The organism is Micromonospora sp. WMMD1128 (genome assembly GCF_027497235.1).
GTDB lineage: Bacteria > Actinomycetota > Actinomycetes > Mycobacteriales > Micromonosporaceae > Micromonospora.
The window spans coordinates 350096-369763 of the sequence record NZ_CP114902.1; the positions used below are offsets into that span (position 1 = coordinate 350096).

Here is a 19668-nt window from a genome sequence, read left to right on the forward strand (position 1 = left end):
TTGCCGTCAACCGCAGCTCGGGGGAAGGGTTGTGGCCGCGAATGTGCGCGCGTCGTCACGTCACGTGCCGCTTTTGCGTCCGTACTCGTCGGCTTTGTCGAAGACCTCCTGGGCGTACCGCCGCACGTCGTTGTAGGAGAGGATGGCGCCCCACCAGTCGCCCGGGATGGTCATGTTCCGCCCGGCCTTGCACAGGTATTCGCCCGCGGCCAGCGCCGCGTCGTCGATGTCGTGCGGGTTCTTCACGCCGTCGTTGTCGGCGTCCGCGCCGATCTCCTGCCAGGTGCTCGGGATGAACTGCATCGGCCCGAGCGCCCGGTCGAAGGTCGTGTCGCCGTCGAGCCGGCCCTGGTCGGTGTCGAGGATCCGGGAGCGGCCACCCTGACCGTCGAGTCGGGCGCCGAGGATCTCCTTCGAGGTCAGGCCGTCAGGTCGCAGGGTCGCCCCGCCGGCCGTGCCGTGCCGGGACTCGACGAAGCCGATGGCGGCGAGCGTGGTCCAGCTCAGTTGGCAACTGCGGTGGGTCTGTGCCAGCACCAGTTCGGCGTAGCCGTACGCCTGCAACGCCGTCGCCGGGATCCCGGTGGTGACGCCGACCCGCTGCGCCCACCCGGTCAGCGCGTCGGCCGGGCGGGCGGCCGGCAGGACCGGATTGGCGGTCGCGCCACCGGCCGGCGGCGAGCCGGACGGCCCGGCGGTGCCGGGCAGGCCGGTCAGGCCGGGCGCGGCGGTCAGGCCCGGCACGGCGGTCACGCCCGGCACGGTGCCGGTCTGCGGCACAGCCTGGGCCGGGGTGGCGCTGGTGGCCTCGACCGCGACCGGTTCCGGCTCGCGGACGGCCGCCGGCACGAGTATCGCGCCGACCGCGACGGCGGCCCCGACCAGGGCGAGCAGGAACAGCGCGGGCAGGGTGGTGCGTCCGCTCGGCCGGCGCGACCACGCCCGGGTGGCCCGGGCCGCGCCCACCGCGAGCTGCCGTGGTCGCACCCGACCAGCGTGCGCGAACGGCACCCGCCGACGCCGCCCCCCGGCCGCTGCGACCTCCGCCGCCGCGGGTTCCGCCGTTGCGGACTCGGCCTCCGGCTCCGCTGCCGCGGGTTCTGCCGCCGGCTCCGCTGCCGCGGGTTCTGCCGCCGGCTTCGCCGCTGTGGACTTGAGCGCCGGCTTCGCCGCTGCGGGCTCGGCCGCCGTGGGCTCCGCTGTGGACGCGGTCTCGGGTGCGGTCTTCGCCGGCGGAGAGGCGGGTTCGTCCCGCCGCGGGCGGGGGACCGGCTCGGCGTCGCCGTCGGGCGGCGCGGCGGGTCGCAGGGGCCGGACCGTCGGTCGCCGTTCGCCGTCCACCACCCGTCGAGTATCACCCATCCGTGCGACGGCGTCAGGCCCGGCCGTACGCTTACCGCATGCCCCGGTACGAGTTCCGCTGCCGCGCCTGCGGCGACACCTTCGAGGTCAACCGTCCGATGGCTGAGGCGGGCCGCCCCGCCACCTGCCCCCAGGGTCACCCCGACACAGTGAAGCTGCTCTCCACCGTGGCGTTCACCGGCCGAGGTGGTGCCGGCCCGGTCGGTGGCACACCGACCCCGGGCGGGGGTTGCTGCGGCGGCGCCTGCGGCTGCTGACCCACCGCCGGGCGACCGGGCGCGCGTCTTCTGTGGGAACCTTTGGTCGGAATGTGCCCGTCCGTTCTCACGATGCGTGACGACGCGATCATAGGGCAGCATGAACCCGACGTCAGCGGGCGGAGGTTCGACGTATGTCGCCACGGATCCACCTCCCCAGCGGGTGGGTGACCTTCGTGTTCACCGACATCGAGGGTTCGACGCGGATGGCCCGGATGCTCGGCCCGGTCTACCGACCGGTCCTGCGGGAGCACCGCCGGCTGCTGCGCGACACGCTCGCCGGCACGGACGGGGCGGAGTTGCTGACCGAGGGCGACTCGTTCTTCCTGGCCTTCCCGGACGCGGCCGCCGCCGTGCAGGCATGCCTGACCGCGCAGCGGGCGCTCGCCGGGCACGAGTGGCCGAACCCGGACGCCATCCCCCGGGTCCGGATGGGCCTGCACACCGGGTACGCCGAGCCGCGCGACGGCGAGTACGCCAGCCCCGAGGTGCACCGGGCGGCCCGGGTGGCCGCCGCCGCGCACGGCGGTCAGGTGCTCTGCTCGGCGGCCACCGCCCGGCACGCCGACCCGCTGCCGGACGGCGCGTCCCTGCTGGACCTCGGCCTGCACCGGCTGCGCGGCTTCGACGACCGGGAGCGGCTGTTCCAGCTCGTCGCGCCGGGGCTGGAGCGGCGGTTCCCGCGCCCGCGCACCGCCGACGCGGCGGCCCACAACCTGCCCACCCAGTCCACCTCGTTCGTCGGGCGGCACTTCGAGCGGGCCGAGCTGGGGCGGCTGGTCGAGGCGTACCGGCTGGTGACCGTGCTGGGCGCGGGCGGGGCGGGCAAGACCCGGCTGGCGGTGGAGCTGGCCTCCGGGATCGTCGAGAACTATCCGGACGGGGTGTGGTTCGTCGACATCGCCGCCGTCACCGACCCCGGGCTGGTCGCCTTCGAGATCGCCGCCGTGCTCGGCCTCCGCCCGGAACCGGGCCGGCCGATGGTCGACACCCTGGTCGAGTACGCGGCGCCCCGCCGGATGCTCGTGGTGCTCGACACCTGCGACGCCCAGCCGGCCGCGTCGGCGGAGGTGATCAGCCGGCTGCTCGCCGGCGGCCGGGGGGTGCGGGTGCTGGCGACCAGCCGGGAGTCGTTCGGCGTACCCGGTGAGGTGGTGTGGCGGATCCCGCCGCTGTCGGTGCACGAGGAGCCGGGCAGCGGCGCGAGTGACGCGGTGGCCCTGCTGCTGGAGCGCACGGCGGCGGCCCGGGGCGGTCGGGCGCCGGGCCTGACCGAGCAGGCGGACCTGCACCGGGTGGTGCGTCGGCTGGACGGGTTGCCGCTCGCCATCGAGCTGGCCGCGGCGCGCATGCGGGTGCTGTCGGCCGGGCAGTTGGCGGAGCGGCTCGACGACATGATGGGCACCCTGGACGCGGGGCGTGAGTCGGCGGAGCCGCCGCCGGTGGAGGCCGGCTGGAGCGGCAACCAGCAGGACACCGTCGACCTGGTGGCCGCCGCGACCGGGTCCGCCCCGCCGACTCCGGCGTCCCGGGCGGTACAGCGGTCGGCAAGCGAGCGGCACCTGACCATCCAGGCCACGGTGACCTGGTCGTACCGGACGCTCGGCGCCCGCTCGTCCCGGCTGCTGCGCTGGATGGCGGTGTTCGCCGGCCCGGTGGACCTGCCGACCGTGCAGTGGCTGCTGGACGAGGATCCGCTGGACCCGCTGTCGGTGCTCGTGGACAAGTCGATGGTGTTGGCCGAGCCGCACGCCTCGGGCAGCACCTACCGGATGTTGGACCCGATCCGGGCGTACGCGGCCCGCCGGCTGATCGAGACGGGTGAGGAGCAGGCGGCCCGGGACCGGCACGTCGCCTGGTCCCGGCACGCGCTGGACCGGGCGCACCTGGGTCCGGACGGCCGTCCGGTGACTCTCTCGCTCTACGCGCTGGACCCGCTCGCCGGGGAGTTGCGGGCCGCGTTGCGCTGGTGCGCCACCGGGGGCAGCGCCCGGTCGGGGCTGCACCTGGCCGGCGGGTTGGACCAGTGGTGGCGGGAGCGCGGGCTGGCCCGGGAGGGGCGGCTGTGGCTGTTCCGGCTCTACGGCCGGATCGCCGAGACCGGCGAGGACATCCCGGAGGCCGAGCTGGCCGCCGCGTACCACATGCATTCGCTGCACGCGGGCGCCGACGGCGAGTTCGCGGAGGAGCTGCGGTATTCGCAGCGGGCCGAGGCGGCGGCCCGGCAGGCCGGTGACCTGGGGCTGCTGGCCCGGGTGCTGGCCGGGCGTGCCGCGCCGCTCGTCGACATGGGGCAGTTCGCCGAGGCGGAGCGGGTCTGCCGCGAGGTGATCGACTGGGCGTACGCGCAGGACGTGGTCGGCGACGCGCTGCTTGCCGTCTACAACCTGGCCGAGCTGCTCTGGCGCCGGGGCGCGCTGGACGAGGCGGCCGAGGTGCTCGGCTCGGCCCGTCCGGTGGAGGCGGCCCGCCCGGTGGAGCGGGGCCGCCGCTCGGTGGACATGCTGCTCGGCATGGTGGCGCTGGCCCGGGGCGACCTCGTCGCGGCGCACGAGCATCTGCTGGTGGCGCTGCGGTCCCGGATGAGTCACGGCTATCTGGGCCGGGCCTGCGACACGATCAACGCGATCGCGGTGCGCTGCGCGTTGGCCGGCGACGCGGTGGCCGCGGCCCGGCTCTTCGGCGCGGCGCAGGCCACCCGGGCGAGCCTGCGGGCCACCCCGGGCATCTACGAGCCGTACTGGCTGGCCCGGCAGGCGGAGTTGCGCCGGGCCCTGGGCGACGAGGCGTTCGACGCGGCGTACGGCGCGGGCGCCGGGCTGCGGCTGGACGAGGCGGCGGCGCTGGCGCTGCACGTCGAGCACCCGGACCTGACGGCCGACTCGCTCTGGTTCGGCCGCCAGACGTCCCGCCCGACCCCCGAGCCCCACAGCACAGCCGGCTGACCCCCACCCCCCACCCTGCCTGCTGATCCACGGAAGGAGTGGCTATCCGGGCCCGGACAGCCACTCCTTCCGTGAAACCGGGGGCAGGCGGGCGGAGCGCGGCGGGTCAGGGGCGGGGTGCGGCGCGGCGTTCGGCGTCGGCCTTCATTCGGGCAGCGCGGTCCAGGTCGGCCTGCCGCACGGCGGCGACCGAACCGAAGACGTTGACCGCCTGGTAGTAGGTCCAGGCGAGGCTGTAGCAGGCGGGCCGGACGATCGTGTTGTAGGTGGCGCACACCCGCTTGAGATCCGCGTAGAACGCGCTGTCGAGGCGGGACTTGTTGGCCGGGAAGATGCCCATGGCCTTGTGGTTGCGGTAGCCGAAGTCGTGCCGGTAGCAGGAGAGGTTGAAGGAGAAGCCGAGCGGGTTGTCCGGGCTGGACGAGCAGTAGTCGGTGGACCAGTCGAAGCCGTACTCGGCCCAGGGCGCCTTGTTCAACCGGGCGCTGTTCCAGGCGTTGTAGCTGCTGGCGCTGGTCTGGGTCCAGGTGGACAGCACGGAGAGTTTCTGCGCGGTGCTCACCGCGGCGGCGGCCGGTGAGGCCAGGCCGAGCACGGTGAGCAGGGCGATCATGCCGGCGGCGAGGGTGGTGGCGAGGCGTCGGGTCACGGTGGACCTCCGGGTGGTCGGCGTCGGGACGGGCGCTCCGGGATCTCCGGATTTCGAAGAGTGTCGATCAATGTGGTGACGCCGGGGGATGGCTCGGGCGGCCACTTGCTGACATTCGCCCAAACAGACGAATGCCCCCGGCCGCGGTGGCGGCCGGGGGCATTCGGGTGGGTCAGCGGACGAAGCGCGGCGGGCTCGCCGGGCTCTCGTTCCACAGGCGGTCCAACGCGGTCACGTAGTAGGTGTAGCGCGTGCCGGCGACCGCCGAGGTGTCCACCCAGGACTGGGTGGCGCCGTCGGTGGCCCGGACGGTGCCGACCAGGTGGGACGCGTCGGCGAGGTCGCACCGGCCGGGCAGGCCGAGGCCGTCGAACCGGTAGATCGCGTACGAGGTGGCGGTGCCGAGCGGGCCCCTGCCGTCGGCGGGCTGCCGCCAGCTCAGTCGCACCCCGTCCACCTCCCGCCGGGCCTTGGTGACCACCGGGAAGAGCAACGGCTTGTGCGGCAGGTGCGTCATGGCGGGCACCAGCGCCGGGCGGGAGTAGTGCTCGGCCGCGTAGATGTCGGTCGCGCCGAGCCGGTTCGCCCGGACCTGCACCGCCGAGAAGTGCACGTTGCCGAGCACCTCCGGGTACGACCGGTTCAACGTCAGGTGGTCCGACAGCTCCCGCGGGTTCATCCAGTACGACCCGTACGCCGGCTCGCCGCTCTTGTAGTCGGCCTGGCCGAGGTAGAGCTGCACGTGGGTGCCGCGCACCTGCTCCGCCCACCACGGCACCAGCCGGGCATAGTCGGCGGCCGGGTACTGGCCGATGTACCAGTAGAGCTGCGGCACCACGTAGTCGATCCACTCCTCCTTGATCCACTTGCGGGTGTCGGCGGAGATGATGTCGTACGACTGCGAGCCGGTGGTGTCCGAGCCGTTCGGGTCGGCCGACGCGTTGCGCCAGATGCCGAACGGGCTGACCCCGAACTTCACCCACGGCTTCGCCGCCTTGATCTTGGCGTTCATCTCCTGGATCAGCAGGTCGATGTTGTCCCGCCGCCAGTCGGCCCGGTCGGTGAAGCCCCGGTTGTACTCGGCGAACGTGGCGTCGTCGGGCACCTGGTGGGTGCCGCTCGGGTACGGGTAGAAGTAGTCGTCGAAGTGCACGCCGTCGATGTCGTACCGCTTGACCGCGTCCATCATCGCGGTCTGGACGAACTCGCGTACCTCGGGAATGCCGGGGTTGTAGTAGAGCCGGCTGCCGGCGACGCCGGCCGGCGGGTAGGCGAAGACCCAGTCCGGGTGCGCCCGGGCCGGGCTGTCCGGCGCGAGTTGGGACAGGTCGGCGCCGGCGCCGCCGGGGGCGGGCATGGAGACGCGGTACGGGTTGAGCCAGGCGTGGAACTCCAGGTTCCGCTTGTGCGACTCGGCGACCAGGAAGGCCAGCGGGTCCCAGCCCGGGTCCTTGCCGCGTACCCCGGTCAGGTATTCCGACCACGGCTCGTGCGGCGAGGGCCAGAACGCGTCCGCGGTCGGTCGGACCTGGACCACGACGGCGTTGTGGTGGAGCTTCTGGGCCAGGTCGAGCCAGCCGAGGTATTCCGCCTTCTGCTTGGCGACCTGGTCCGGGGCGGTCCACGAGTCCTTGCTCGGCCAGTCGATGTTCGTCACCGACGCGATCCACATGGCTCGGAACTGGCGCTTGGGGGTGGCCGGATCCGTCACGCAGTCGGTGGTGTTCGTGGTTGTCGTCCGGTTCGGCGCGGCGTGTGCCGGGGTGGCGGCGACAAGCGCGCCGAGCAGCGCCACGGCCAGCGCGGCGGCTCTGAGCGGTGTTGCCTTCATGCGGTGCGGTCCCTTCGTCGGGTCCGAGGGCGGACGGCGGCGCGCTCGGCAAGATTCGCCGTGATGATTACACCGCCGGTAGGAAACTTTCATCAATCCCGATCCGGCGCAAGACCCCGGAGCCGCGCACCGCATCGTGACCATTCCGACACCCGACGTACTGGATTGGACGCGGCGAACGGTGGGTAGCTTGGCCGACCACGGACCGCCAACGCGGTGGTCGCGGCGTTGGGGGAGGTGATCCATGTCAGTCCTTCGGACCAAGCCGATCAAGGACGTGCTCGCCCATGGCGACGCCGACGGCGAAGACGGCAAGCCGGGGCTTCATCGTCGACTCGGGCCGGTCGACCTGATGGGATTCGGCATCGGGATCGTGATCGGCACCGGGATCTTCACGCTGACCGGCGTCGAGGCGAAGAACAGCGCCGGACCCGGCGTGGTGATCTCCTTCGGCATCGCCGGGGCGGTCGCGCTGCTCGCCGCGCTCTGCTACGCCGAGTTGGCCTCCAGCGTGCCGACCGCCGGCAGCGCCTACACCTACGCCTACGCCACCATGGGCGAGATCGTCGCCTGGATCATCGGCTGGGACCTGCTGCTGGAGTTCGCGCTCGGCGCGGCGGTGGTGGCCCGGGGCTGGTCCGGCTACTTCACCGACCTGTTCGGCCTGCCCAGCGCCTGGTTCGCCGAGGAGGGCAGCATCGTCAACCTCGGCGCGGTCGGCATCGTGCTGGCGCTCGGCGTGGTGGCCATCGTCGGCATCCGCGAGTCCGCCCGGGTCACCAACGTGCTGGTGCTGGTGAAGGTGGCGATCTGCGCCTTCGTCATCATCGCCGGGCTGTTCTTCGTGAAGGCCGCGAACCTCACCCCGTTCATCCCGTCCAGCGAGCCGGCGGGCGCCGGCGACGACGGCATCAAGCAGCCGGTCACCCAGGCCCTCTTCGGGCTGGAACCCTCCGTCTTCGGCTTCGTCGGGGTGCTCACCGCCGCCGCGGTGGTGTTCTTCGCGTACACCGGGTTCGAGGCCGTGGCGAACCTGGGTGAGGAGACCCGCAAGCCCAAGCGCGACCTGCCGCTGGGCCTGCTCGGCACGCTCGTCATCTCCACCGCGCTCTACATCGGCGTCTCGCTCGTCGTGGTCGGCATGGTCAACTACACCGAGATCGACGAGGGCGCGCCGATCGCGTCCGCGTTCCGGGCGGTCGGGGCCGGCTGGGCCGCGACGCTCGTCTCCATCGCCGCCGTCGCCGGTCTGACGAGCGTGATCCTGGTCGACCTGGTGGCCATGGGTCGGATCGGCTTCGCCATCGCCCGGGACGGGCTCATCCCGCCGTCGATCGCCAAGGTGCACCCGCGCTGGGGCACCCCGTACCGGATCGCCGCGATCATGACGGTCGCGGTGGCGCTGCTCGCCGGCTTCCTGCCGCTGTCCGCGCTCGCCGACCTGGTCAGCATCGGCGCGCTCTGCGCGTTCATGCTGGTCGCGATCGCGGTGCCGATCCTGCGCAAGCGGCGCCCCGACCTGGAGCGGCCGTTCAAGGTGCCGTTCTCGCCGGTGCTGCCGATCGTCACGGCGGTGGCCTGCCTCTACCTGAGCCTCAACCTGTCGGTGGAGACCTGGGTGCGGTTCCTGATCTGGATGGCGCTCGGCGGGATCATCTACTTCGGCTACGGGCACCGCAAGAACCGGCTCGCCCGCCGCGAGCACGCCCCCACCCCCTGACCGCCAGATGTTAGGAGGGGCCCCCGCTTAACACCTGAGTGTTAAGCGGGGGCCCCGCCTATACCGAAAGCGTTAATAAGGGCCCCCGCCTTACCCGCGAGGCGCGAAGCGCAGCAGGTTCCAGGAGGTGGCGGGCAGCACCACGGGGCAACGACCGCCGTCGAGGACGGGGGTGGTGAGTTCCCGCGGCGTGACCCGCTCGGGGTCGGCCTCGGTGTTCGTGGCCGCCGGGTCGGCCCCGGATGCGAGGGTGGTGTGCGCCTCGCCGCGCAACCCGGGCAGGCCACGCAGGTCCAGGTCGAGCGGGAGGTCCTCCGGGCCCCGGTTGACCGCGAAGACGGCCAGGCCGCCGGTCTCCTCGTCGTGCACGGCGACGGTGTCCAGCACCGGCACGTCGCCGTACTTCCTGGTCGGGTACGTCGGGCCGACCGGCTCGGTGTGCAGCACGGTGCCCCGCGCGTAGCGGGCGGTGAGGGCGAACGGGTGGAAGATGGTCTGCCGCCAGGCGGGGCCGCCGGTGCGGGTGCGGATCGGGGCGATGACGTTGGCGAGTTGTGCCTGGCAGGCCACTCCGACCCGGTCGGCGTGCCGGAGCAGGGTGATCAGCAGGTCGCCGACCACCACCGCGTCGTCGGCGGTGTAGTCGTCCTCGATCAACGCCGGTGCCTCCACCCAGCCGCGCCGGTCCAGGTCGGCCTGGAGGCGGGACTGGTACCAGACGTTCCACTCGTCGAAGGAGACCTTGAGCTTGCGCTTCTGCCGCAGCTTCGCGCCGACGTGGTCGGCGGTGGCGGTCACCTCGGTGATGAAGGCGTCCATGTCGACCGCGGAGGCGAGGAGGCTGGCCCGGTCGCCGTCGGCGGGGTCGTAGTAGGAGTGGGCGGAGATGTAGTCGACGTGCTCGTAGGTGTGCTCCAGCACGGTCGCCTCCCAGCCGGCGAACGTGGGCATCTGCCGGCCGGAGCTGCCGCAGGCGACCAGGCTGATCGACGGGTCGATCATCTTCATCGCGCGGGCGGTCTCGGCGGCCAGCCGGCCGTACTCCTCGGCGGTCTTGTGCCCGACCTGCCACGGCCCGTCCATCTCGTTGCCGAGGCACCACAGCCGCACCCCGTACGGCTGCTCGGCGCCGTGCTCGCGGCGCAGGTCGGACAGCCGGGTGCCGCCCGGGTGGTTGGTGTACTCCAGCAGGTCGCACGCCTCGGGCATGCCGCGGGTGCCGAGGTTGACCGCCATCATCGGCTCGACCCCGGCGGCGGTCGCCCAGGTCATGAACTCGTCCAGCCCGAACGCGTTGGTCTCGATCGTCTTCCAGGCGAGGTCGAGCCGGCGGGGCCGCTCACCGGCCGGACCGACGCCGTCCTCCCAGCGGTAGCCGGAGACGAAGTTGCCGCCCGGGTAGCGGACCACGGAAACGCCCATCTCGCGGGTCATCTCCAGCACGTCGCGGCGGAAGCCGCGCGGGTCGGCGTCCGGGTGCCCGGGCTCGTAGATCCCGCCGTAGACGCATCGACCCATGTGCTCGACGAAGGAGCCGAAGATCCGGCGGTCGGCCTCGCCGACCCGGAATGCCGGATCGACCGTGAGCTGCGCGTTCGGCACGGATGCCACCTTTCCCTCGGGGGCTGCTGCCCGGTGACGTCGGTCACCGTGCCCCTGGTTTCTACAACGTTGTAACCCGTCCTGTAAAGGGGGTCGGGACGTCGTCGTCACGCGGTAGAGTTCGCCGCAGTGGCGGCGGGAGGAAGGTCAAGTGCGGCACAGGCTCAAGGACGTGGCGGAACGGGCCGGCGTGTCGGTGAAGACGGTCTCGAACGTCGTCAACGGCTACCAGCACGTGCGCGCCGCCACCCGGGCCCGGGTCGAGGAGGCCATCGCCGAACTTCACTACCGGCCCAACCTGTCCGCCCGCAACCTGCGCACGGGGCGCACCGGCGTGATCGCGCTGGCCGTGCCCGAACTCGACCTCCCCTACTTCGCCGAGTTGGCCCGCCACGTGGTCGCCGCCGCCGCCCAGCACGGGTGGACGGTGCTGATCGACCAGACCAGCGGCGGCCCGGAGCAGGAACGCAAGGCCGCCAGCGGGATCGGCGACCACATGATCGACGGCCTGATCCTCAGCCCGCTCGCGCTCACCGCCGACGACCTCGCCAGCCTCGACGGCCTGCCCATGGTGCTACTCGGCGAACGCGTCGACCACGGCCCCGCCGACCACATCATGATCGACAACGTGGCCGCCGCCCGGGAGATCACCGCCCACCTGGCCGGGCTCGGCCGCCGCCGGATCGCCGCCATCGGCACCCAACGCACCCCCGAGGGCGCCAGCGCCCGGCTGCGCCTGGCCGGCTACGCCGCCGCGCTGGCCGAGGCCGGCATCGAACCCGACGACCGCCTGGTGGCGTCCGCGCCGGCCTGGCACCGCGCGGACGGCGCAGCCGCCATGCGGCACCTGCTCACCTCGGGGGTACGCCCCGACGCCGTCTTCTGCTTCAACGACACGCTCGCCCTCGGCGCGCTGCGCGCCCTGCACGAGGCCGGCCTGCGCGTGCCCGAGGACGTCGCGGTCGCCGGGTTCGACGACATCGAGGACGGTCGCTTCTCCATTCCGACCCTGAGCACTGTCGCGCCGGACAAGGCACACATCGCCTGCCTGGCCGTCGAACTCCTCGCCGACCGCCTCGCCGCCGACCGCGACGCCCCTCCACGTGAACTGGTGGCCCCCCACCGCCTGGCGCTACGCGAATCCGCCCCACCCGCCTGACCCGCTCAGTCGAAGAAGCGCGCCAGGTGGGCGGGGGACGGGAGGTCCGCATCCGCGGGCAGGGGGGTCAGATCGGCGAAGATGGAAGCGCCGTCGCAGCCGACGTGCAGCGGATACCAGCGCGGGGCGCCGGGCGGGCGCTGACCGCAGATGCCCTTGAACGTCTGCACGTCGAGCAGGCGGACGTGGGTCGGGTCGGCCACCGCGTTGACGTGTCGCCACCAGGGGCTCATCACGTGCAGGACGCCGCCGGGCCGCAGCACCCGGTGACACTCGTCGAAGAGCGGCAGGAAGTCGATCAGATGTTCGACGATGTGTACCGCGAAGAACACGTCCACCGAGTCGTCCCGTAGCGGCAGCGGGCCGGAGAGGTCGGCGACCGCGTCCACGCCGGTCGCCGGATAGATGTCCAGCCCCAGGTTGCCCGGCCACTGCTTGGTCGCGCCGCAGCCCAGGTCGACCACCACCGGCGGGCGACCGGCGACGCCGACCCGGCACCACACCCCGAGCACCCCGGCCAGCCGGCCGATCAGCTCGCGTACCAGCCGCAGCTCCGCCGGGTCGGTGACCGCTCCGGTCAGGTGTGCCACCCCGCGGTCGAAGCGCACCTCGATGGTCGTACCCCGCAGCCGGTCGTCATGCCGGGCCAGGTCGGCCCACGCCTCGGCGAGGAACCCGTCGGCCTGGCGGAGCCGCTCACCCGAGAGCGCGGCCTGCCCCATCGCCACCATGCGCCACCTCCGGCCGCGCGATACCCGTTCCACCCCGACACACACGCTTTTGCCCGCCCCGCCGTCCGCCGTCCCGCCCCGGAACTGCCGGAGCAGGGCCGTTGATCATGGGGTTGGCGGCGATAAATCGGGCACGGAGCTGCCGCTAACTTCATGATCAACGCGCCGGGAGGGGGGTTGGGGTGGGTCAGGTGGGGAGGGTGCGGCGGGTGGGACGGGTGGGGCGGAGGCGCTGGCGGGGCTGGGGAGCGGGCGACTTCGGGCGCTTCAGGTGATAGCGGTGCAGCTCGGCGTGGCCTTCCAACGACGGGTCCTCGCTCATCGCGACCAGCTCCCAGCCCTGGTCACCGGCCCGGTTCAGGTGGACCAGCGAGGTGTCGCCGTAGGGCGTGACGTCGACCATGGTGCCGTCCGGGCCGTACCAGTGGAAGACGATCTCCCACCCGGCGTCGGTGGTCGCGGCCTGGCGGCGGCGGACCAGCAGCGCGTACTCCCACTTGAGCATGGGGTCATTGTGGCCCCCGACCGGCGGGCCGGCACGGATCAGTCCTCGGCGATCCGTCCGTCCGTCACGCGCAGCCGCCGGTTGACGCTCACCGCGTCGAGCATCCGCCGGTCGTGGGTCACCAGCAGCAGCGTGCCGGGGTAACCGGCAAGCGCCGACTCCAACTGCTCGATCGCGGCCAGGTCGAGGTGGTTCGTCGGCTCGTCGAGCACCAGCAGGTTGACCCCACGGCCCTGGAGCAGCGCCAGCGCGGCCCGGGTCCGTTCGCCGGGGGAGAGCGTCGCCGCCGGGCGCAGCACGTGGTCGGCCCGCAGGCCGAACTTGGCCAGCAGTGTCCGGACGTCCGCGGGCTTCAGCTCGGGTACGGCGGCGGCGAACGCGTCGAGCAGCGGCTGGTCGCCGAGGAACAGCCCGCGGGCCTGGTCGACCTCGCCCACCACCACACCCGGGCCGAGCGCCGCGTGCCCCTCGTCCAGGGGCAGCCGGCCCAGCAGCGCGGCCAGCAGGGTGCTCTTGCCGGAGCCGTTCGCCCCGGTGATCGCCACCCGGTCGGCCCAGTCGATCTGGAGGTCCACCGGGCCGAGCGTGAAGGCTCCCCGGCGTACCACGGCGCCTCGGAGCGCGGCCACGACGGCGCCGGCGCGGGGCGCGGCGGCGATCTCCATCCGCAGCTCCCACTCCTTGCGCGGCTCCTCGACCACCTCCAGCCGCTCGATCAGCCGGGCGGTCTGCTTCGCCTTCGCCGCCTGCTTCTCGGTCGCCTCGGTGCGGAACTTGCGGCCGATCTTGTCGTTGTCGGTGGCCTTGCGGCGGGCGTTCTTCACGCCCTTCTCCATCCAGGCCCGCTGGGTCCGGGCGCGCGCCTCCAGATCGGCCTTCGTGTCGGCGTACTCCTCGAACTCCTCGCGGGCGTGCCGGCGCGCCACGGCGCGTTCCTCCAGGTAGGCCGCGTAGCCGCCGCCGTAGTGGTTGACCTGCCGCTGATGCAGGTCCAGCTCGACGATCCGGTTGACCGTGCGGGTGAGAAATTCGCGGTCGTGGCTGACCAGCACGGTGCCGGCGCGCAGCCCGGTGACGAAGCGTTCCAGCCGGTCCAGCCCGGCCAGGTCGAGGTCGTTCGTGGGCTCGTCGAGCAGGAAGATGTCGTAGCGACTGAGCAGCAGCGAGGCCAGCCCGGCGCGGGCCGCCTGCCCGCCGGACAGCCCGACCGTCGGATGGTCCAGGCCCACGTCGAGGCCCAGCTCCGCGGCGACCTGCTCGGCCCGCTCATCCAGGTCCGCGCCGCCCAGGTCCAACCACCGTTCCAAGGCGATCGGGTACGCGTCGTCGGCGCCGGCCGCGCCGGCGGTCAGCGCCTCGGTGGCGGCGTCGAGCGCGGCCTGCGCGGCGGTCACACCGGTGCGCCGGGCCAGGAAGTCACGGACCGTCTCGCCCGGCCGGCGTTCCGGCTCCTGCGGCAGGTAGCCGACCGTGGCGCTGGGCGGGTTCAACGCCACCGTGCCCTGCTCGCGGGGTTGGAGGCCGGCGAGCGTCCGCAGGAGCGTGGACTTGCCGGCGCCGTTCACCCCGACCAGGCCGACCACGTCGCCGGGCGCGACGACCAGGCTGAGGTCTTCGAAGAGGAGGCGGTCACCGTGGCCGGCGGTGAGATCCTTGGCGATCAACGTGGCGCTCATCAGGACACCGAGAATACCGGCGGGCGCATCCGGATTACCGTGTCCCGCGCTTGGGAAGGTACCGACGTGAGGGAGACTCACAGCCGTGGTGACCACATTGGCGATCGACTGCGGAGGCGGCGGGATCAAAGCCTCCGTGCTTGATGCCGCCGGCACCATGCGGGCCCGCCCGTTGCGCGTGCCCACGCCGTACCCCCTGCCCCCGGCCGTGTTCGTGCGGACGCTGCGGGATCTCGGCGCCCGCCTGCCCGCGGCGGACCGGCTCACCGTCGGGATGCCCGGCATGATCCGGCACGGCGTGGTGGTGGCCACCCCGCACTACGTGACCCGCTCCGGGCCGCGCAGCCGCGTCGACCCGGACCTGGTCGCGGAGTGGTCCGGGTACGACGCGCGCGGCGCGCTGGCCGAGGCGTTCGACGTGCCGGCGCTGGTCCTCAACGACGCCGAGGTGCACGGCGCGGGCGTGGTCGCCGGGACCGGCTGCGAACTGGTCCTGACGCTCGGCACCGGGCTGGGCAGCGCGCTCTTCGACGGCGGGACGATCGCCCCGCACCTGGAGCTGTCGCACGCGCCGGTGCGGTGGAACACCACCTACGACACGTACGTCGGGGAGCCGGAACGGCGGCGCCTCGGCGACGCGTTCTGGTCCCGGCGGATCCGGCAGGTGGTGGACGGCCTGCGGCCGGTGTTCCGTTGGGACCGGCTCTATCTGGGCGGGGGCAACTCGCGGTTGATCCGGCCGGAGCAGGTGGCCCGGATGGGGGACGACGTCGTGGTCGTCCCGAACACGGCCGGAATCGTGGGCGGTGTCCGGGCGTGGGAGCTGGTGGGCGATCGGTACGACCCCACGCCCTGATCTTTACCGGGTGGAACACTCGCGGTTCCTTCGGTGTTGTGCCAGCGTCGGACAAAGGGCTGACGCGACACGAGGAGGTGGGTCAGGTGGACCTTCTGGCGGAGTACCGGCGGGCGACCATGTTCTTCGACTCCGGGGACCCGACCGGGGCGGCCCGGCTGCTCGAGCCGATCATCGAGGCGGAGCCCGACAACTCCTCGGTGCGGCAGTTGCTGGCCCGCGCCTACTTCCAGTCGGCCCAGCTCAACCGGGCCGAGGAGCACCTGCGTGAGCTGGTCGACCGGGACCCGAGCGACCACTACGCGCACCACGTGCTGGGCCGGACGCTGGAGCGGATGAACCGGCCGGCCGACGCGCTGCGGCACCTGCGCATCGCGGCGGCGATGTACTCGACGAACACCGACTACACCACCGCGCTCGAGCGGGTCGAGGGACGGGTCGGTCGGTGAGCGATGCCGAAGGGCAGCCCGGTTGGGCTGCCCTTCGGCGTACCTAGGATGGAAGCGTGAAGCTGAAGCTCGATCTCCACGACATCTACAACAAGGGCCACGACATCGATCGCGCGCTGCGCGGGATCATGGACGAGGCGGTGGCGAAGAAGGCCACGCTCGTGGAGATCATCCCGGGCAAGGGCTCCGGCGCGCTCAAGAAGAAGGTGCTGCGCTTCCTCGACCAGAAGGACGTCAAGCAGCTCTACCACCGGGTCGAGAAGGACTCGAAGAACTTCGGCCGCCTGTTCGTCCACTTCCGCTGGAAGTAGCCCTTGGCTGGCGCTTGATCCACTCCACTTCGCCGAGGTGGCGGTAAGCCGGGCGCTCCGATCGGGCAATCACGTTATATCTGGCACGGTACCGCGTGGTACAGTCCGGTACATGGCGACGATGACGCTGCGGGAGTTTCGCGATGGTGCGGGCCGGGTGCTGGAGGCGGTCGAACGCACCGGTGAACCGGTCATCATCACCAAGTACGAACGACCCGTCGCCGTGCTGGTCGGCATCGACGAGTGGGAGGAGATCGAGGCATTCCGTGACCGTCGGGACTCCGAGGTGATTGCTCGATCCCGCGCAGACGGCCAGTTCATCCCATTGTCGGCAGCCCTGGAATCGCTCGGAGTCGACCCGAAAGAGGTGGAGGCTCTGCTGGCCGACCGCGCCAACGGTGAGGCGGCGTGAAGGTCCAGATCGACCGGGACGTGCTGGTCTGGCTGCACAAGCAGCCGCGTAATGTCTTCCTGACCGTCCTGAGTGCGATCCTCGGCCTGGTTTCCGATCCCGCTGCGGACGACCGTGTCCGACTGCGCGCCCCCACCTCTCCGAACTGACGCGGTTAGACGCAGACCCAGCAGTAGAGGCGCTCGTCCCGGGTCGTCGCCCGGCGAGCCAACCCGGCCAGCTCGATCAGCACCTCGGCCAGGACCGATTGGTCACCCTGCCCCCAGAACTCCTCGGTCTCGGACCACGGCCGCGCCACCTCACGCAGCCGACTCTCCGGGGCGTCGGCCAGCGCGGCTCGCAGTTCGTCGGTCAGCGAGATGACCAGCACCTCGCCGTCATCACGGACCGCGACGGCCTTGCCCTGCCGGGGGTTCCGCGTCACCGCGTCGTAATCGAGGTTGGTCAGTAGCGCCTCCAGCGTCCCGAGCCGCACGGCCGGCTCGATCCCTTTCAGCTCGACGACATCGAAGCCGGGATCGGCCGCCGCGCGCGGACCGCCCAGGACGTCGGCGACCGCGGCAGCAGCCTCATCGGAGGGCGCCGAGAAGTAATCGCAGAGAATCCCCACGGCGCGGATCATGCCAGTGGGGGCCGACATCAGGGAGGCGCTACAGGTCCAGGACGGCGACCGTCTGGCCCTCGCTCTGCTCGCCGGTCGGGCGGAAGCCCAGCTTCAGGTAGAACGGCTCCGGCCCTCCGTCGCGGGGCTCCCAGGTGACGTATGCCCGGGTGTCGCCCCGGGCGCGGATCTCCGCGCACACCGCCTCCACGGCGAACCGACCGTAGCCGTGGCCCTGCGCGTCGGCCGCGATGTTCAGGCGCCACAGGCCGGCGCGCCTGTCGTCGGGATCATCGCCCCACGGAATGTCGAAGAAGGCCATCAGGAAGCCCACGAGCCGGTCGCCGTCGAAGATCAACCTTGGCCAGGCGTGCTCGGGAAAGACGTACGCCTCGGCCAGCGACTTGACCACCGGCGCGACCAGGTCCTCCTGATCCGGGCGCACCGACAGCGCGAGCGCCGCCTCGTAGTTGTCGGGAGTGACCCGTTCCAGCCGCATGCGGCGCAGCGTAGCGAGCGGATGTGGAGCCGGCGACCCGATATCCGCGGACGGGAGTCCCGCGGACGGCGATCATGATGACGGCCCCGAATGCCATGGGAAATCCAGGTTGTTCCTGTCGTGCTTCTGATTGACGGTGATCGCATGGTCCGGTCCGGCCGGTGACAGTTGACCATCGGGTCGTCGGGGTTTGGCTGGGCGGGCATCGGGACGGGTCGGAGAGCCGTCGACCTTGCCCCGTCCGGCCATACTGGCAATTGGCGGAATCTTCGTAGACTCGTCGGACCCACCCCTGGAGCGGTACCAATGACGGAAATAGTAGTCGCTGCTCTCGGCGTATTGGCGGCGCTCATCACCGGTGTATACACGGTCAGGGCCGTCAAGGCCGAACGGCCGGAGCGACCCGCACCGACGAAACCGGTGGCGCATGTCCGGGGCGTCCGACCGGCGTCCGGCCCGGCTGTCGCCCCCGCTCCGCCTCGGCAGCGGCCGATTCCGGTCGCCCCGGTGGCCCCGGTCGCGGCGCCACCGCCGGGTCAGCAGGTGCTGCCACTGGTCGGCCGCAAGAGCGAGTACGCCGGAATGTCGGAGAAGGAACTTCAGGTCGCAATCCTGACCGACGTCAACTTTCTGCTGCAGCAGGGTGACACCTTCGAATATCGAAAGACGCGAAATGAGGTCGACCCCGAGTGAGCGTGCCGGAAAGGTTTCGCAAGGCTGTTCTCTCCCATTGCTTCGCCGTATCGTGCCTGGACAATTATCCCCTGCTGTTGGCCGTGGTCGGTCCGCCCGGTGACGGAAAGTCGTTCCAGACCGCGGCGTCGCTCAAGGCCGCCGGGTTCGTCCCTTTCCGGTTCTCCTCGTCGGAGCTGGGCGGACGTTCGGAGGGCCGCCCGGTGGAGCAGCTTCGCGGCCTCTACAAACGGGCCGCACAGCACGCCGAGGTCGAGAACAGCTTTCCGGTGCTCGTCCTGGAGGACTTCGACCTCGGGCCGGCCGGGCGGGACCGGAACGCCCGCTACACGGTGAACTCGCAGCTCCTGACGGGCTTCCTGATGAACCTCGCCGACGACGTGCGGATGTGCGACGTGGGGACGAGCCGGCGGTTTCCGATCGTGCTCACCACAAACGATCTGTCGACGCTGCACGGACCGCTGATCAGGCCCGGCCGGATGCGGGTCTTCAGTTGGGAGCCGAACACCGCCGAACGGGCCGAGATGATCTATTCTGCGCTGCACGCGCGGGTGCCCGGACTCACGCTCGGGCAGGTCGAGAAGCTTGCCGCCCGTTATCCGGGCCTCTCCGTGGCCGCCATCTCGTCCGCCTTGGTGGAGTGCCTCGGCGACAAGATCTTCGACTTCCTCTCGGAAAACCCGCAGATGGGCATCGTCGAGGCGCGGCAGCGGTACGCCAACGGCGTCGGCGGGGTGACGCTCGACGAGATCGAGGACGCGTTGCAGCGGCGAGGTCTCACCCGGCGGCGCCTGACCTACTTCCGGACGGGTGGTGAGTGATGGACGACGGCGAGGACGACATCGACGTCTCCGTCGATGTGGACCCGGAAGTGGTGGTCCTCGTGCGGCTGAACGTCATCGCGCACGTCGCCCGGGAGATCGCCAGCGCGGTGCGGGCACCGGCGTCCGCCCTCGAGATCATCATGAGGAGCATCCGTGACAGGTTGCTCGCCCAGGTGAAGCTGATCGCGTACGGTCCGGACGACTCGATCGTCGCCTACCTCGCGCTGAAGATCGACTGGGAGCGGCACGCCTTCCTGCTCACCCAGGGGTCAACCAAGCACGAGTTCATGCTCAAGGCCGACGGGCCGATCGACACGCAGGTGGCGCCGATGCTGGCGAAGGCGCGGGACTACATCCAGCAGTGCTCCGACAACCTCGATGTCCGACGGGTCGACGCGTACTACACCTACCGCCCGGGGAAGCGCGAGGAGGCCAACCAGAAGTACGGCACCTCCGCCGTCGAGCCCGAGGAGGCGGCCCGGCTCCGCGAGGCCGTTTCTGGGCAGGAGCTCAGCGTGGTCGACCACAACCTGTCCGAGTTGCAGGTCGTCTACCGTCACGTACGCGCGAAGTGACGTCGCCAGCC

20 protein-coding genes and 1 pseudogene are annotated in these 19668 nt (G+C 71.8%); 12 read left to right on the forward strand and 9 right to left on the reverse strand.

Annotated elements, in window-relative coordinates; all coding sequences use genetic code 11:
• Positions 1-60: 60 nt before the first annotated feature.
• The gene (locus O7602_RS01720; RefSeq protein WP_281590066.1) at positions 61-1344 is read right to left on the reverse strand and encodes a lytic murein transglycosylase; all 1284 of its coding nucleotides are present in this window, start codon (positions 1342-1344) and stop codon (positions 61-63) included.
• Positions 1345-1400: 56 nt separating this feature from the next.
• On the opposite strand from O7602_RS01720, the gene O7602_RS01725 reads away from it, so the two are divergent.
• Complete coding sequence (locus O7602_RS01725) at positions 1401-1619, forward strand: zinc ribbon domain-containing protein (RefSeq protein WP_281586499.1); 219 nt, start codon at positions 1401-1403, stop codon at positions 1617-1619.
• Positions 1620-1753: 134 nt separating this feature from the next.
• The gene (locus O7602_RS01730) at positions 1754-4564 is read left to right on the forward strand and encodes an adenylate/guanylate cyclase domain-containing protein (RefSeq protein WP_281586500.1); all 2811 of its coding nucleotides are present in this window, start codon (positions 1754-1756) and stop codon (positions 4562-4564) included.
• A 106-nt stretch (positions 4565-4670) separates the two neighbouring features.
• Here the strand turns inward: O7602_RS01730 and O7602_RS01735 are convergent, their stop codons facing one another.
• Both O7602_RS01735 and O7602_RS01740 read right to left on the reverse strand, forming a co-directional pair.
• Positions 4671-5213, reverse strand: coding sequence for a phospholipase (locus O7602_RS01735; protein ID WP_281586501.1), 543 nt, complete (start codon positions 5211-5213; stop codon positions 4671-4673).
• A gap of 172 nt (positions 5214-5385) precedes the next feature.
• Entirely contained in the window at positions 5386-7044 is a 1659-nt protein-coding gene (locus O7602_RS01740) for a family 10 glycosylhydrolase (protein WP_281586502.1), read from the reverse strand.
• Positions 7045-7288: 244 nt separating this feature from the next.
• Here O7602_RS01740 and O7602_RS01745 point away from each other — a divergent pair, with 244 nt between their 5' ends.
• Positions 7289-8764, forward strand: a complete 1476-nt coding sequence (locus O7602_RS01745) for an amino acid permease (RefSeq protein WP_281586503.1) — start codon at positions 7289-7291, stop codon at positions 8762-8764.
• 90 nt (positions 8765-8854) lie between these two features.
• Here the strand turns inward: O7602_RS01745 and O7602_RS01750 are convergent, their stop codons facing one another.
• Positions 8855-10366 (reverse strand): alpha-N-arabinofuranosidase, encoded by a 1512-nt coding sequence (locus O7602_RS01750; protein ID WP_281586504.1) that lies wholly within the window; start codon positions 10364-10366, stop codon positions 8855-8857.
• A 151-nt stretch (positions 10367-10517) separates the two neighbouring features.
• Between O7602_RS01750 and O7602_RS01755 the strand changes: the two genes are divergently transcribed.
• Entirely contained in the window at positions 10518-11525 is a 1008-nt protein-coding gene (locus O7602_RS01755; RefSeq protein ID WP_281586505.1) for a LacI family DNA-binding transcriptional regulator, read from the forward strand.
• 5 nt (positions 11526-11530) lie between these two features.
• Here O7602_RS01755 and O7602_RS01760 read toward each other — a convergent pair whose 3' ends face one another.
• The 3 genes and pseudogenes from O7602_RS01760 to O7602_RS01770 form a co-directional block, all read right to left on the reverse strand.
• The gene (locus O7602_RS01760; protein WP_281586506.1) at positions 11531-12256 is read right to left on the reverse strand and encodes a methyltransferase domain-containing protein; all 726 of its coding nucleotides are present in this window, start codon (positions 12254-12256) and stop codon (positions 11531-11533) included.
• 253 nt (positions 12257-12509) lie between these two features.
• Positions 12510-12761 (reverse strand): annotated as a pseudogene (locus O7602_RS01765) (hypothetical protein); the annotation flags it as partial.
• Positions 12762-12799: 38 nt separating this feature from the next.
• Positions 12800-14437 (reverse strand): ABC-F family ATP-binding cassette domain-containing protein, encoded by a 1638-nt coding sequence (locus tag O7602_RS01770; protein ID WP_281586508.1) that lies wholly within the window; start codon positions 14435-14437, stop codon positions 12800-12802.
• 85 nt (positions 14438-14522) lie between these two features.
• Here O7602_RS01770 and O7602_RS01775 point away from each other — a divergent pair, with 85 nt between their 5' ends.
• The 5 genes from O7602_RS01775 (at position 14523) to O7602_RS01795 (ending at position 16614) form a co-directional block, all read left to right on the forward strand.
• Positions 14523-15293 carry an ROK family protein gene (locus tag O7602_RS01775; protein WP_281586509.1) on the forward strand — a complete coding sequence of 257 codons (771 nt, stop codon included), beginning with the start codon at positions 14523-14525 and terminating at the stop codon, positions 15291-15293.
• Between the two features lie 86 nt (positions 15294-15379).
• Positions 15380-15742 (forward strand): tetratricopeptide repeat protein, encoded by a 363-nt coding sequence (locus O7602_RS01780; RefSeq protein WP_281586510.1) that lies wholly within the window; start codon positions 15380-15382, stop codon positions 15740-15742.
• Between the two features lie 56 nt (positions 15743-15798).
• Complete coding sequence (locus O7602_RS01785) at positions 15799-16053, forward strand: Smr/MutS family protein (protein ID WP_013288724.1); 255 nt, start codon at positions 15799-15801, stop codon at positions 16051-16053.
• A 112-nt stretch (positions 16054-16165) separates the two neighbouring features.
• Positions 16166-16465 carry a type II toxin-antitoxin system Phd/YefM family antitoxin gene (locus tag O7602_RS01790; RefSeq protein ID WP_281586511.1) on the forward strand — a complete coding sequence of 100 codons (300 nt, stop codon included), beginning with the start codon at positions 16166-16168 and terminating at the stop codon, positions 16463-16465.
• The gene (locus tag O7602_RS01795; RefSeq protein WP_281590650.1) at positions 16462-16614 is read left to right on the forward strand and encodes a hypothetical protein; all 153 of its coding nucleotides are present in this window, start codon (positions 16462-16464) and stop codon (positions 16612-16614) included. Before O7602_RS01790 ends, O7602_RS01795 begins: the two co-directional genes overlap by 4 nt.
• A 5-nt stretch (positions 16615-16619) precedes the next feature.
• On the opposite strand, the gene O7602_RS01800 is transcribed toward O7602_RS01795, so the two are convergent.
• Both O7602_RS01800 and O7602_RS01805 read right to left on the reverse strand, forming a co-directional pair.
• Complete coding sequence (locus O7602_RS01800) at positions 16620-17087, reverse strand: hypothetical protein (RefSeq protein ID WP_281586512.1); 468 nt, start codon at positions 17085-17087, stop codon at positions 16620-16622.
• Between the two features lie 28 nt (positions 17088-17115).
• Entirely contained in the window at positions 17116-17565 is a 450-nt protein-coding gene (locus O7602_RS01805) for a GNAT family N-acetyltransferase (RefSeq protein ID WP_281586513.1), read from the reverse strand.
• 507 nt (positions 17566-18072) lie between these two features.
• Between O7602_RS01805 and O7602_RS01810 the strand changes: the two genes are divergently transcribed.
• From O7602_RS01810 to O7602_RS01820, 3 genes are read left to right on the forward strand one after another with little or no spacing between them, the layout of a single operon-like run.
• Positions 18073-18258 carry a hypothetical protein gene (locus O7602_RS01810; RefSeq protein ID WP_281586514.1) on the forward strand — a complete coding sequence of 62 codons (186 nt, stop codon included), beginning with the start codon at positions 18073-18075 and terminating at the stop codon, positions 18256-18258.
• Positions 18255-19079 carry an AAA family ATPase gene (locus tag O7602_RS01815; RefSeq protein WP_281586515.1) on the forward strand — a complete coding sequence of 275 codons (825 nt, stop codon included), beginning with the start codon at positions 18255-18257 and terminating at the stop codon, positions 19077-19079. Before O7602_RS01810 ends, O7602_RS01815 begins: the two co-directional genes overlap by 4 nt.
• Positions 19079-19657 (forward strand): hypothetical protein, encoded by a 579-nt coding sequence (locus O7602_RS01820; RefSeq protein ID WP_281586516.1) that lies wholly within the window; start codon positions 19079-19081, stop codon positions 19655-19657. The genes O7602_RS01815 and O7602_RS01820 overlap by 1 nt, the downstream gene beginning before the upstream one ends.
• The last annotated feature ends 11 nt before the right edge of the window (positions 19658-19668 follow it).